The 13,274-nt window shown below is 74.3% G+C and carries 11 protein-coding genes and 1 pseudogene; 3 read left to right on the top strand and 9 right to left on the bottom strand.

Annotated features, from left to right (window positions below; genetic code table 11):
* Positions 1–23: 23 nt before the first annotated feature.
* The 4 genes from ADK41_RS36015 to ADK41_RS36000 are packed head-to-tail and all read right to left on the bottom strand — an operon-like array spanning position 24 to position 6,435.
* On the bottom strand, positions 24–1,292 hold the full coding sequence (locus ADK41_RS36015) for a hypothetical protein (RefSeq protein ID WP_030828654.1): 1,269 nt from the start codon (positions 1,290–1,292) through the stop codon (positions 24–26).
* Between the two features lie 54 nt (positions 1,293–1,346).
* Positions 1,347–4,727, bottom strand: a complete 3,381-nt coding sequence (locus tag ADK41_RS36010; RefSeq protein WP_051843222.1) for a hypothetical protein — start codon at positions 4,725–4,727, stop codon at positions 1,347–1,349.
* Positions 4,724–5,389 carry a type VII secretion system-associated protein gene (locus ADK41_RS36005; protein WP_063756548.1) on the bottom strand — a complete coding sequence of 222 codons (666 nt, stop codon included), beginning with the start codon at positions 5,387–5,389 and terminating at the stop codon, positions 4,724–4,726. The genes ADK41_RS36010 and ADK41_RS36005 overlap by 4 nt, the downstream gene beginning before the upstream one ends.
* Positions 5,390–5,397: 8 nt before the next feature.
* Positions 5,398–6,435, bottom strand: a complete 1,038-nt coding sequence (locus tag ADK41_RS36000) for a sugar-binding transcriptional regulator (RefSeq protein ID WP_051843220.1) — start codon at positions 6,433–6,435, stop codon at positions 5,398–5,400.
* 225 nt (positions 6,436–6,660) lie between these two features.
* On the opposite strand from ADK41_RS36000, the gene ADK41_RS35995 reads away from it, so the two are divergent.
* On the top strand, positions 6,661–7,218 hold the full coding sequence (locus ADK41_RS35995) for a glycoside hydrolase family 25 protein (RefSeq protein WP_030828644.1): 558 nt from the start codon (positions 6,661–6,663) through the stop codon (positions 7,216–7,218).
* A 25-nt stretch (positions 7,219–7,243) separates the two neighbouring features.
* Here the strand turns inward: ADK41_RS35995 and ADK41_RS35990 are convergent, their stop codons facing one another.
* The 3 genes from ADK41_RS35990 to ADK41_RS35980 all read right to left on the bottom strand — a co-directional run bounded on the left by ADK41_RS35990 (position 7,244) and on the right by ADK41_RS35980 (position 9,155).
* Positions 7,244–7,456, bottom strand: coding sequence for an EF-hand domain-containing protein (locus ADK41_RS35990; protein WP_030828641.1), 213 nt, complete (start codon positions 7,454–7,456; stop codon positions 7,244–7,246).
* A 154-nt stretch (positions 7,457–7,610) separates the two neighbouring features.
* A complete protein-coding gene (locus ADK41_RS35985; RefSeq protein ID WP_078662002.1) occupies positions 7,611–8,219 on the bottom strand; it encodes an ATP-binding protein in 609 nt (202 codons plus the stop codon).
* A 168-nt stretch (positions 8,220–8,387) separates the two neighbouring features.
* Positions 8,388–9,155 carry an enoyl-CoA hydratase/isomerase family protein gene (locus ADK41_RS35980; RefSeq protein WP_030828635.1) on the bottom strand — a complete coding sequence of 256 codons (768 nt, stop codon included), beginning with the start codon at positions 9,153–9,155 and terminating at the stop codon, positions 8,388–8,390.
* A 233-nt stretch (positions 9,156–9,388) separates the two neighbouring features.
* Between ADK41_RS35980 and ADK41_RS35975 the strand changes: the two genes are divergently transcribed.
* Together ADK41_RS35975 and ADK41_RS43745 are read left to right on the top strand one after the other, a co-directional pair.
* Entirely contained in the window at positions 9,389–9,982 is a 594-nt protein-coding gene (locus ADK41_RS35975; RefSeq protein ID WP_030828633.1) for a DUF4291 domain-containing protein, read from the top strand.
* A 177-nt stretch (positions 9,983–10,159) separates the two neighbouring features.
* Positions 10,160–10,316, top strand: a pseudogene (locus ADK41_RS43745) (GntR family transcriptional regulator); the annotation flags it as partial.
* Positions 10,317–10,325: 9 nt separating this feature from the next.
* Here the strand turns inward: ADK41_RS43745 and ADK41_RS35970 are convergent.
* Positions 10,326–11,594, bottom strand: a complete 1,269-nt coding sequence (locus tag ADK41_RS35970; protein ID WP_030828631.1) for an MFS transporter — start codon at positions 11,592–11,594, stop codon at positions 10,326–10,328.
* A 354-nt stretch (positions 11,595–11,948) separates the two neighbouring features.
* Positions 11,949–13,199: a L,D-transpeptidase gene (locus tag ADK41_RS35965; protein ID WP_199822394.1), complete on the bottom strand. Its 1,251-nt coding sequence runs from the start codon at positions 13,197–13,199 to the stop codon at positions 11,949–11,951.
* Positions 13,200–13,274 lie beyond the last annotated feature (75 nt).

The raw sequence follows: 13,274 nt of genomic DNA, 5'->3' as shown, positions 1-13,274 counted from the left end.
CGTCCGCTGCGCTGTCGCGTCCCTCAGAGGTTGAACTTGACGCTCTCCAGCCACACGTCCGGCTTCAGCGACCCGCCGAACCTCCAGCCCTGGGACGACTCGCACAGATAGGCGCCCCAGTCGTGCCCGCCGAGCTTGTGGTGGTGGCAGACGTTGCCGTCGTCGACGCCGATGGCGTAGCCGCTGAGGTTCGGCGCGTTCGGGGAGTCGCTGCCCAGTGTCAGGTCCGTCGCGTCGGCCGCACTCGACCACGGGGTCGTCCAGCCGTCCTTCTGGACGTACTCGTTGGCGGACACCTTCTTGGCGCCGACCACCGCGATGTTGATGGCCGTGATCGGCAGCCCCTTGCCCGCCATGGCCCCGTCGCACCTCGGGTTCGTCCAGCCGGCCCCCTTCCTGTGGACCCGGTAGCAGATGTGCCGGCCGGAATCCGAGGCGGCCAGCCGCTGGACGGCGTAGGCGGCGGTGTTCGGCGGGAGCTTGGGAGCCTCGCGCTCCTCGACCCGGGTCTCCACCTTCTCCGGCTTCTTCTCCGGCTTCTTCTCCGTCGCCTTGGGCGACTCGCTGACCGGGGCCTCCGAAGTCGTCACCGGAACCGCCTTCTCGACGACGGGTTTCGGCTCGGCGGACGGCTTCTTCGTGGAGGGCTCCGGCGTGGGCTCCGCCGGGGCGTAGTCGCCCTTCGGCACCTCCAGGGACTCCTCCTCGAGCAGTGTGTCGGACCCGGCGGCCACCGCCACGTCGTCCTTCTTCCTCTGCTGCGAGTCGTCCGTGGCCCAGATCAGCAGCGGCACGGCGAGGAGGACGACGCCCGCGATGCCGGCGGCGGCGAGCAGGGGCTTCTTCGGTTTCCCGGACGGCGGCCCGTCCGCACCGGCGCCGGCGGCGGCGGTTCCGGTTCCGCCGGCCGCGTCGGCTGTGGCGTCCGGGACGGCCCGGACGGCGGTGGCCGGCTCGGCGGCGCTCCCGCTCTCCGCTTCCGGCCGCCGCGGTGCGGCGGACGCGTCGGGGGCGGCGGCCGTCGCGGCCGTACCGCCCGTGGCGGCCGTACCGCCCGTGGCGGCGGGCCGCTCGGGGGCTGCCTCGCTCCCGGCGGTGGCCGGGGCCGGCCGTGCGGTCCCCGCTTCCCCGGTGCCGCCCTCGTCCGGCTCCGGTGCGGCCGTACGCCGTACGGCCGGCGCCAGCATCGGGCCGGGGTCGGCCGCCGCCGACCCGAGGGAGACGGCCCTGCGGACGGACGAACCGCCCGTGCCGTCGGGCCCGTCGGGGGGCGATTGATCGCGTATTGCCATCGTTCTCCTTGGACTGTGGGGGGGGATGGGTGGTGGTGCCTTCCCCGTCGCTCGCTATCCGTCCTGGCCCACGGGCCCGGAACAGCGTTCCGGCCACTGCGGACCGTCACCGACGCGGAAGCCCTTGGCCAGCGCCTCCTCGAGGTGCGTGAGGGCCTTGAGGTCCAGGCCGCTCAGTTCCTCCGACCCGTCCATGTAGGCGGTCGCGTTCCCGGGGAGCTCGCGCAGCAGTACGACGGAGGGGCCCGCGGGCGCGGTCCGTACCCCCAGCACCCGGAAGCCGGTCCCCGGCACGAAGACGATCTCCTCGTGCGTCTCCGTGGAGCCGCCCGGCCGGTCGAGCAGTTGCCGTACCTTGCGTCCGGTGACGGACCAGATCGCGTAGCGCACGGGGGCCCCGGCGGGGAGCGCCGAGGTCCCGGCCAGGGTGCTGACCGGGGCGGGGTCGTGCAGCAGTGTGCCGACCGCCGGTTCGGGACCGTCGGCGTCCCCGCCGCGCAGGGCCACGCCCCGGTAGGAGGGCAGCCGGCGCAGGGCGGACGCCAGACAGCCGGCGTAGGGCAGCAGGCGCCCCTCGCCGGTGTGCAGGTCCCGGATCAGTTCGCGGTGGTGCAGCGGCCCTTCCCCGGCGGTGAGGTAGGCGTGCACGGCGACGAGGTCGGTGCGCGCCGCCTCCAGTTCGTGACCGCGCAGGGCGGGCATCCGGGTGAGCACCCGGGAGACGGCGGCGGCGTGCCTCTCCCAGGCGCCGGCCGCGGCGTCCCGGAACGCGGCGCGCTCGGCGGCCCCGCTGACGTGTCCGGGCGCGAACGGAAGGGCGGCGCGGTGCGGGGCGGGCGCCTCGCCGCTCCGCCCGCGCGGTCCGGTCCCGGCACGGCCGCTGTCCGGCGCCGGGCCGCTTCCCTCACCGGCGCTTGCGGGGCGCGGCCCGACCGAGGAGACGGACCGGGACTCCGTGGCCCCCGGGCGCGTCCCGCCCTCCGGTGCCGCACCGGGTCCGGAAGCCTCCCGCTCGCTCCCGCCGCCGTCCCCGGCCTCCGGCGATTCGGAGGTCGCGGCCCCCTCGGCGGACCGCCCCCGCGGACCGGACTCCGAGGACGCGGCGGGCACGGACGCCCCGGGTTCCGCTCCCTCGAAGCCTGCGGTCCCGCCGTCCGGATCCGGAGGGGAATCCGGCGAGGGCAGGGGCCCGCCCTCCCGAGGGGATCCCGGCGGCACAGGTCCCCCGGCACCGGCGACCGGCCGGCCGGGGGCGTCCACGTCCGCTCGGACCTCCGGGAACACGACGGGCCCGGCGGCCGACGGACCGTTCGCTTCGGCGGTCCCGCCGTCCCGGGGGGCGCCCGAGGACACGACGGGCGGGAGCGCCGGCACCCCGGGCCCGGCAGCCTGCGGCTCGGCGGCGAGCACGCCGTCGGGGCGGGCCGCTCCTCCTCCGGGCCCGGCGGTCGACGGACCGCTCACCGCCGCACCGGTCCGCCGACGGGCCGCTCCGGCGCCGGGCCCGGCGGCCGGAAGGGCAGGGGTCGTACCGGATTCCTGAACCACCCCACCGGGCCCCGGAGCCCCGCCGGGTCCGCCGGCCTGCGGGTCGGCAGCGGCCGTCCCCGGCCCACGGACCGCCTCACCGACCGGCGAAGCCTCACCGGGACCGACGGCCGACGGACCGACAACGGGCCCGCGGGGCCCCCGGCCCACCCCGGCACCGGACCCCGCGACCAACGGAACAGCAGCCCCACCCGCCCCACGAACCACCCCACCGACCGGCGAGGTCCGGCCGGGCTCGACAGCTCCCGGGCCACCGGCACCCGCACCGGACGGCACAGCACGGCCCACCCCGGCGGCGGCCGCACCGGGACCGTGGGCCACGGTCGGCACCGCCCGGCCGGGCCCGTGGGCCGCCCGCCCGGGCGGTGGGACGCGGCCGGGCTCCGCGGTCGGGCCCGGCCGGCCGGCGGCCGGGCCGGGGCGTGCGGGCCGGCCGGCGGTGACGTAGCGGATGCCCGGTATGCCGTGTTCGGCGGCCAGGCGGCGCAGGGCGCCGTCGCCCGCCAGCAGCCTGCCGCGGACCAGCAGGGTGGTGCGTGAGCGGACGTCGGTTCCGAGGCCGCGCACCAGGCGGGACAGCGCGGGCAGCAGGGAGTCGTCCAACGGCTGCCCCGGCATGCCCAGTTCGATGGCGCACACCTCCGGGTCGACGGCCGGTCCGAGCGGCCCCGGCCGGGGGCCGTCCGGTGTCCACAGGGCGAGGCCGGCCCGGGTCACCGTCGCCTGCCAGCGGTCCGTCAGCCGTACCGTCCCCCGCTCGCCGCCGCCGAGGATCCAGTCGGGCGGGTGGAGCTCCACCGGCCTGGGGACGGGAGCCCGCCCCTCGGAGTCGACCGGGCCGCAGACCACGGACGACACGAACGGCCGCCAGCTCGGCCTGCCGTCCAGTCCGACCAGCGTCGGCCGGGGAGGTGTTCCGGGCGGTGCGTGGTCGTCGAGCAGCGGCAGGCCGGTGAGCACCTCCACCTCGGCGCCCAGCAGATCGGCGACCGACTGCCCGAGCCGCAGCAGGTCGCGCCGGCCGCCGGGCGCGAGCCGGGTGCGGGCACGCTCCTCCTCCGGCAGCCCCTTGAGGACGGCGGCGACCTCGTCGGCGGCGACGTCCTCCGCCTGTGGGGCGCCGACCAGCACCGTCAGCCGCTCGAAGTCGACGGGCACGGAGAAGCACAGGTCGTCGGGGGCCGGTCCGGGCGCCCCGGCCGGGCGGATCATCACGCCCGCCGGGACACGGTCCACGACACAGCCGCCGGCCGTGCGCGCGGGCACCCCGTCCAGCGCCTCCTCCCAGACGGGCGCCGGGGCACGCCGGCCCGCCTTCCGGGGCTCCGCGCCGGGCGCGAACCGCCACCACGCGCATCCGGGGCGGGAGTCGCCGTGGACGAAGAGCGCTCCCCCGGGCGTGATCAGGACGGCCCCGTCCGGAGCCGTCACCTCCAGTTCCCAGGCGTCCGCGATCCGGCGGGCGACGCTGGGCCGGTCCGGCCGGTCGTCACCGGCGCCGGACATCACGAGCCGGACCCGTTCGGTGCCCCGCGCGCGGAGGGAGTCGAGCAGCGCGCCCAGCCGTGCCCAGTGGTCGGCGTCGGGCCCCCCGCCCCCGGCGGCGGAGCCCACGATCACCGTGACGACGTCCTCCTCCCGCCCGACGGCGCCCGCCACCTCGGCCACGACGTCCAGCGGGAACGAGTCGTCCTCGACCGAGCGCACCAGCAGCACGCCGTCGACGTCCTCGACCGGCGGGCCGCCGACGCCCCGGTTCCCGGTGCCGTTCGCGGTGCCGTTCCCCGTGCCGTTCGCGCCGCCGGCCGGGCGCGCCGTGCCGCGGCGGCCCGTACCGGAGCCGGACCTGCGTCCCCGGCCCGGCATCACGGACGACCAGCGGCTCACGCGTCCGTCCCCCGCACCGGGTGGACGGCCTCGGTCAGCACCCGCGCGGTACGGCCCGCGGGCGCGGCGGCGGAGGTCCGCGCCTCCGCGTCCGCGCCGCCTCGGACCGCGTCGCGCACGGCGCCGGGGTCCAGCAGCATGCTCACCGCGGCCGAGGGGTTCAGGTACAGCGCGTGCCCCTCGGGGACGCGCGCCACGAGGTCGTCCGCGCCGACGAGTTCGAACGCGAAACGGCCCACGGTGTGCAGGAACACCGACGAGGTGAACACCGGGACGACCGGCGTCCCGTCCGGCGCCGCCGCACTCAGCGGGCCGCCGTCCGGCGCCGTCAGCACGGCCACCTCGCGTCCCACCAGCGCGGTCGGCACCGCCTCGCCGGGCCCGTACCCGGTCGACGCGAGCTGGACGGCGCGGTCCACCTCGTCCTGCGGCTCGGGCCAGCCGAGCGCGCGCGGGGACGGCCGGTACTCGGGGTTGTCCTCCCACTCGACGATCTCCCCGTCGAGGCCGGACCGCCACCGGCCGGTCATCGCCCACTCCGGGGGCTTCCCCTCCCCGGACCACATCGGGTCGACCACCCCCAGCCAGTGGTCCGGGGCGAGGCGGCCCGCCTCGCGGATGTCGTCCGGAACGGGCGGAAGCGCCTCGTCCTGCTGGCTCATCGCTGTCCTCATTCGGTGGATCGGGACGACGGTGCGGTCCGTGCCGGGTCGTCCGGGTCGTCGTGCCAGAGGAGGCGGCGCGCGGTCGCGGCGTCCGTGACGACTCCGGTGAGCAGTCCGGACCTCAGCGCGGCGCGGACCGCCCCGGTGCCGCGTCCACCGGCCGTGACGCCGATCAGCTCCGTGACGCCCCGGAGTTCCGCGGCGCTGACGGCGATCGTGCGGGCGTTCAGCTCGGTGGGGACCACCCGGCCCTCGGCGTCCAGGACGTGTCCGGCCACCTCGGCGCACGCCCCCGCCTCCCGGAGCGTCTCCCGCTCCCGCTCGGACAGGGCGTCGTACACCGTGGAGTGCGGGGCGTCCCACGCCGCGACGCCGACGACGGCCTTGGTGACCTGTCCGAACCGGTCCAGCGTCTCGGCGGTGGCGGGCTGGCTGCGCAGGACGGCGGCCGTCACGGCGTCGGGCAGGAGGAACGGGGCGTGCAGCGGGAACGCGCGGCCGCCGCCCGCCGCGGCCGTACGGCGGACCGCGGTGATCGCGGCGTCACGGGCGAGGTCCCGCCCGTGCACCCCGGTCAGCTGGACCACGTCGCACAGCGGCAGCCGGGTGACCGCCTCGCTGAGCGCGTCCACCGCGTGACTGCCGTCCAGCCCGAGGACGTCGCCCTCCTCGACGATCTCCGAGATCAGCCGGGCCGCCGCCGTACCGAGCCAGCGACCGCTCTGCCGCTGGTCCGCCGTCGCCGCCGCACCGCCCTCGCCGCGGCCCAGGTTGACGACGACGCCGTGCCGGAGTCCGAAGCGCTCGGTGAGCGCCCGCCCGAGGGGGACGTCGATCTCGGCCGGGACGGTGATGTCGATGCGCACGATGTCGTGGGCCACGGCCGCGTCGAGGAGGCGGGCCACCTTGAACCGGCTGATGCCGAACTCCTTGGCGATCTCCACCTTCGACCGCTGCTCCAGGTAGAAGCGCCGGGCGACGGCGGCGGCGAGGAGCGTGTCGATCGGGGCGGGTAACGCCACCGCCTCAACCGGTTCGGCCATTTCTTCTCTCCGCGCTCTCATCGTTCGTCATGTCACGCCACTTCTCCGGCTAGTTCATCTGTACGAAGTGAGCGAAACATGACGGAGAAGCGACATCGAAGTGACACCGGAGACGTCAGTGACCTCCGGGACCGGACTTTCCCGGTCCCGGACGGGTCGCCCGTGCCAGGGCGGGGAAGAAATCATTCCGACTCCCCTCCCCCCACCGGCACCTCAGGGAGCCCCATGCTGCGCGGCATCGACGTGAGTGCGTACCAGTCGTCCTCGTACGACACCGACGGCCTGTCCTTCGTCTTCGTCAAGGCGACGGAGGGCCGTTCGTACACCAACCCCAAGCTCTCGGCCCAGACGAGGAGGGCCCGCGACGCCGGCCTGGTCGTCGGTTTCTACCACTTCCTCTGGCCGGGCGACCTCACGGCCCAGGCGGAGTACTTCGTGCGCAGGACCCCGGAGAAGCGGGGCGACGTCCTCGCGGTCGACTGGGAGACGACGGGCGAGGGAACGCGGGCGAGCAACGCGGAGAAGGACCGCTTCATCCGCAAGGTGAAGGAACTGCGGCCGCACCACAGGGTGATCCTGTACTGCAATCGGAGTTTCTGGCTGACCGTCGACACGACGTCCTACGCGGGCGACGGCCTCTGGATCGCCGACTACGTCACCGCGGGAGAGCCCCGCATCCAGGCGGAGTGGCGCTTCCACCAGTACACCGACGACCCGCTGGACAGGAACGTCGCGGACTTCTCCAGCAGGTCGGCGCTGCAGGAGTGGGCCGAGGGCGTCTAGCCCCCGGCCCGCTCCCGGACCGCGCCTACTTGTTCAGGTGCGTCCAGAACTCGTCGAAGGACAGGACCTTGTCGCCGTTCAGGTCCTGGGACCTGATCACGGCCTCGGCGACCGACTCGGTGACGTTCCAGTCACCGCCCTGCGCCAGGGCGGCCTTGAACTCGGCGGCGGTGATGGCCCCGTCCCCGTCCGTGTCGATCCGCTCGAACTGCTTGCGCGCTTCCTCGATGTCCGCCACCGGTCCGCCCCTCGTCTCGTGCTGTGCCGTCTTGCTGACGCGGGCCAGATTATCCGGCCGCCCGAGCCTCCGGCGCGGCGACCACCCACCGGTGGGCCCTCCCGCGGAGGGGGAAGACCCGAGGAGCGCGGGTGGTGACACACCGCGGGAGCCCTCAGCGGTCCGTCACGCGGATCTCGAACCAGGTGGTCTTGCCGCGGGGCAGCAGGTCGACGCCCCAGCGGTCGGCGAGCTTGTCGACGAGGAAGAGGCCCCGGCCGCTGACGTCCATGTCCTGGACCGGCATGAGACAGGGCAGTCCGCGGGAGGGGTCGCGGACCTCGATCCGGATCCAGCCGCGCCGACGGCGCATGCGGAGACCGAAGGCCCGCGCTCCGGTGTGCCGCACGGCGTTGCCGACCAGTTCGGAGACGAGCAGGACGGCGTCCTCGGCGGTCCTGGCGGTGAGACCCCACTCCCGCAGGACGACCACTTGGACGATCCGGCGGGCGGTGGCGGCGGACTCGGGCCGGGACGGCAGCGGAACTTCCGCCTCCGTCGGATTGCCGAACGACTCCAGCGCCTTCAGTGCGCGTTCGTCCTCGACCGTCGGCGACCAGCGCGATACGGTCGTACGCCGGTCTCCCCGCGGCTGTTCCCCGCCCTCCAGCCCCGCCATGCCCCCATCATGGCCGTCCGGGGAGTCCCCGAGGGCCGTTCCGGGGGAACGCGCCCCCCTCGCACCCCCGCCCGGCAAGGGGCCGACGGCATGCGCCGGTGGCACGTCGAAGCCCTCAAGAACCTTTCCTGCCTGGGGAAACGGCTCACTCTCGGGCAATCGACGGGCTCCCTCGACACAAGCGACTTAAGGGTGCCCCAAGGCTCCCACAATCCGCCCCGTCGAGGGTCCCGTATCAGACATCGCGTCAATGGCAAGACTCCGGAGGGTTCTTCACCGGAACTTCGCCTTGCCCGGCCCCTCCTCCACGAAGCTGCGCATCCCCCGCTCACGGTCCTCGGTGGCGAACAGACCAGCGAACCAGTTCCGTTCGACGGCGAGGCCGGTGTCGATGTCCGTCTCCAGACCGGCGTCGATCGACTCCTTCGCCGCGCGCAGCGCGATCGCCGGCCCCTGCGCCAGCTTCGCGGCCCACGCGTGCGCCTGTGCGTAGACCTCGTCGGCGGGCACCACCCGGTCCACCAGGCCGAGCGCCAGCGCCTCGTCGGCCCGCACCTGGCGTCCCGTGAAGATGAGGTCCTTGGCCTTGGAGGGCCCGATCAGCCGGGACAGCCGCTGGGTGCCGCCCGCGCCCGGGATCAGGCCGAGCAGGATCTCGGGCTGGCCCAGCTTGGCGTTCTCCCCGGCGATCCGGTAGTCGGCGCAGAGCGCCAGCTCGCACCCGCCGCCGAGCGCGTAACCGGTGACGGCGGCCACGACCGGCTTGGGGATGCGGGCCACGGCCGTGAAGGAGTCCTGGAGGGCCTTGGAGCGCAGGACCATCGCCGCATGGTCCATGGCCTGCATCTCCTTGATGTCCGCGCCCGCCGCGAACACCTTCTCCCCGCCGTGGATCACCACGGCGCGCACGTCCTCGCGCCGCGTGACCTCCTCGGCGAGCTCCTTCAACCGGTCCTGCGTGGCGATGTCCAGCGCGTTCATGGGCGGCCGGTCCAGCCGCAGCGTACCGACGCCTTCGGCGACTTCCAGATGTACGGTCATGCTCCGCAGGTTAGCGGCCGTTCACACGCGGGGACACCGCGGGCCGCCCGGCCGGCCTCCACCGGGCCTCGCGCCACCGCGCACGGACTCGCCCCCGGTCCCGTCGGCTGCGTCCCGTTCGTGAAAGGCACCCCCGACCCGGTCCCGCCAGGACCCACGTCACCGCGGACCCGGCGGGCTCCCGCCGCGATAATTCGATGGCGCGCGCGACGACGTGTGATCACCCTGATCCGGTGACAGAACCCAAGCACCGGATCCGAGCCCTGCACACGGACTCCACGATCACCGTCTACCAGGCGTACCCGCCGACGATCGGCCTGGCGGCGGCCCGGGACGGCCGTTTCCCGGCGGAGTGGAAGCGGGACCGGATGACGTGGATCAAGCCGTCGTTCCTGTGGATGATGTACCGCTGCGGGTGGAGCGGCAAGGAAGGCCAGGAGAGCGTCCTCGCCGTCGAGATCACCCGGGAAGGCTTCGAATGGGCACTGCGACACGCCTGTCTGTCCCACTACGAGCATGAACTCCACGGTGACCACGCCACGTGGAAGCGCCAACTGAAGCGGGCTCCTGCCCGTGTGCAATGGGACCCCGAACGCGACCTGCGCCTTCAACCGCTTGCCCACCGGTCGCTGCAACTCGGCCTCACCGGTGAAGCCGCACGTCTCTACGCCGACGAGTGGATCGTCTCCATGGCCGACGTCACACCGCTGGCCCGCATGATCCACGCCCATGTACGAGACGGAGAACTGGACGTCGCCCGGCGGCTCCTGCCGCGTGAACGCCCCTACCCCGTGAGCGACGAGATCCTGGACCGCCTGCGCACATAAGCCGGGACCACCGGTTGAGAGGCCCTCCGCCTTCGCATCCCTCACCTGTGAACTCCCCTCGTCGCCGTCACGCACTTCGATACGGACGAGGAAGCCGTCGCCGGTCAGCACCAGGAGGAATCCGCGCCCCGGCGGGACACCGTGCGGCAGAGCGTTCGTCACCGGCTCCGGCACACAGAGACCGGGCCCTCACCGCGTCTGAGCGTGGACCGGATCTCGGCCGGGGTCCCCGCCCAGGAGCAGTACCGGGCGCTGAACCTGCCCAGCGGAAGCCACCGTCACGGTCAAGGCGGTTCATCTGTACGAGCTTCGGTACGCGTTCACGCCTGGCTGAGTCCGTTCCTCACGCCGATGGCGGCGCCGGCAGGGTCCGTCCCAGGCGGGCGAGTGGGGACAGGGCCATCAGCGCGGGGGACAGCAGCATGCCGGCGGCCGTCACCAGGAGGCCGGTGCGCAGGCCCCACCGCTCGGCGAGGAGGCCGCCGAGCAGGGAGCCGAGCGGGGCCAGGCCCATGCCGGCGAAGGTGATCGTCGCCGCGACGCGGCCCTGCATCCCGTCCGGGGTGACGGCCTGCCGGACGGCCATGACCGTGACGTTGACCAGTTGGCCGAAGGCCCCGAACACGAGGTTGACGGCCACGAGCACGGGGACCGTCACCGCGGCGGGGCCGTGCAGCGCGGGTACGCACAGCAGTACGCCGTCGCCGAGCGCCGCCGCGGACACGAGCACCGCGCCGTGGCCGAACCGGCCCGGCAGGCGGGCGGCGAGCAGCGCCCCCAGGAGCGCGCCCGGCCCGGTCGCCGCGAGCGCCAGTCCGACGGCGGTGCCCGACAGGTGCAGTTCCCTGGGCAGGAAGAGCAGGTAGACGGTCGTCATGGCCGCGAAGGAGAACTGGAAGGCGGCGGAGGCGAGGCCCACGGCCCGTAGCGCGGGGTCGGCGACGACGAAGCGGAGGCCCTCCTGGATCCGCCGCCACACCTTGGCGGGTCGTTCCCCGCGTCCGGGCGTCGGTTCGGGGCGGCGGATCCGCCGGATCGACAGGAACGACAGGACGAAGAACAGCGCGCCGGACGCGAGGGCGACCGGCGCCGACAGCAGGGACACCAGCGCACCGCCGAGAGCGGGGCCGCCGATCTGGGCCGCGGACCGGCTGCCCTCCAGCGCGCTGTTGCCCGGCAGCAGCTGATCGCGCCTCACCAGCCGCACCAGGGAGGTCTGGTACGCCACGTCGAAGAAGACGGACAGGGCCCCGACGGCGAAGGCGACCACGAGCAGGGACGGCAGCCCGAGGACGCCGAGGAGCCCGGCCGCGACGGCGGCGCCCAGCACCACGGCCCGGCCGGCGTCCGCCAGCACCATCACCGTGCGGGTCCGCCACCGGTCCACCCACGCGCCGACGAAGAGCGAGAGCAGCAGGATCGGCGCCTGCCCCACCGCGCGCAGGACGCCCAGCCGGCCGGCGTCGACGTGGAGCGTCAGGACGGCGATCAGCGGCAGCACCACCAGGCTCGTGTGCTCGCCCAGCTGGGAGACGCTCTGGCCCACCCAGAGCCTGCGGAAGTCGGCGTCCCGCCACAGGGAGCGACGGGAAGCGGAGGAATCGGACGGCACGCGGACCCCTTGAGTGGCCGAGGAGACGAGGCCCGCCGTCCGGCGCACGACAGGGCGCACCGACGGTTCGGGCGGAGGAAGGGCTCGCTGTGCCACGGATCAGGGGCGGCACGCGATGACGGGCCGACGACGGCCCACGGCGTCAACGCGTGCTCGGGCGACCGACCATGTTCTCCGCTCCTCGTGGGGCATCCACTGCCCGCACAGTAGCCCGCGGCCCCCCGGCACGGAACCGATTGAGCGCCGGGGCGGGAGTCCCCGTGCGACCCCGCGCCCCGGACGCGGCCCGCGCGGGGACGACAGCGGCCCCGGTGCGGTACCTCGCACCGGGGCCGGACGCGTCGCGCGCGGGGGCTAGGCCTTCCACTTCTCCCAGGACATGTTCCAGCCGTTGAGGCCGTTGTCCGGGGCGATGGTGGCGTCGTTGGAGTTCTTGACCTCCACGACGTCGCCGATCAGGGAGTTGTTGAAGAACCAGGCGGCCGGCGCCTCCTTGTCCCAGCCGCCGCGGACGTCGCGCAGGCCGACGCAGCCGTGGCTGGCGTTGCGGTTGCCGAAGGCGTCGCCGCCCCAGTAGTTGCCGTGGATGAAGGTGCCGGAGGTGGACAGGCGCATGGCGTGCGGGACGTCCTTGATGTCGTACTCGCCGCCGTAGCCGACCGTCTCGCCGTTCATCCGGGTCACCGCCAGCTTCTCGGTGATGACCATCTTGCCGTTCCAGGTCTCGTAGCCGGGCGCGCCGGTGGTGACCGGGACGGTCTTGAGGACCTTGCCGTCCCGCTTCACCTTCATCGTGAGCTTCTTGGCGTCGACGACGGAGACCTGCTCGCGGCCGATGGTGAAGGAGACCTTCTTGGACTGCTCGCCGTAGACGCCGTCGCGGCCCTCGACCCCGTCGAGGTTGAGGTCGACGGTGACCTTGGTGCCGGCCTTCCAGTACTTCTCGGGACGGAAGTCGAGGCGGTCGTTGCCGAACCAGTGGCCCTCGACCTCGACGGCCGGCTCGGTGGTGATGCGGATGGCCTTCTCGACGTCCTCGGGGTGGGTGATGCCCCGGGTGAAGCGGAGCGAGAACGGCATGCCGACGCCGACCTTGGAGCCGTCCTCGGGGGTGAAGTGCCCGATGAAGGTGTTCTTCGGCGTCAGGGTGGTGAAGCCGGAGTCCTCGGCGGCGGTGCGGCCCTCGGAGTCCTTGGCGACCGCGTGCACCGTGTACCGGGTGGAGGCGGCCAGGTGGGTGGACGGCGTCCAGGTGGCGCCGTCGCCGGATATCTCGCCCTCGACCCGGTCGCCGTCCGGGTTCTTGACGACGACCTCGGTGAGCTTGCCGTTGCTCGCGCTCACCTTCAGCGCGCCGCTGGTCTCGACGGACTTCGCGCCGTCCTCGGGCACGATGCCGACCACGGCCTCGGACTGCTTGCTCTGCGCGGCGGTGGAGTCCTTGCCCTTGCCCTTGCCGTCGCCCGAGCCGGTTCCCGGCTCCGCGCCTCCGCCGCCGCAGGCGGTCACCGCCAGCATCACGCCGAGCGCCAGCGCCGCCAGCCTCCTGCCGCCGCGCCCCCGTGCGCCACCCGGCGCCGCCCCCGATATGGGCCCCACGTTCACTTGTTTCTCCCCTCGGCGGGCCCAGTCCCTGCCGGACCCGCGCCCCCGCGCGCCCCTCGCGCGCTGGGGCATAGT

It is taken from the genome of Streptomyces caelestis, assembly GCF_001279005.1.
Classification (GTDB): domain Bacteria; phylum Actinomycetota; class Actinomycetes; order Streptomycetales; family Streptomycetaceae; genus Streptomyces; species Streptomyces heliomycini.
This window is presented reverse-complemented; position numbering and strand designations above follow the sequence as displayed.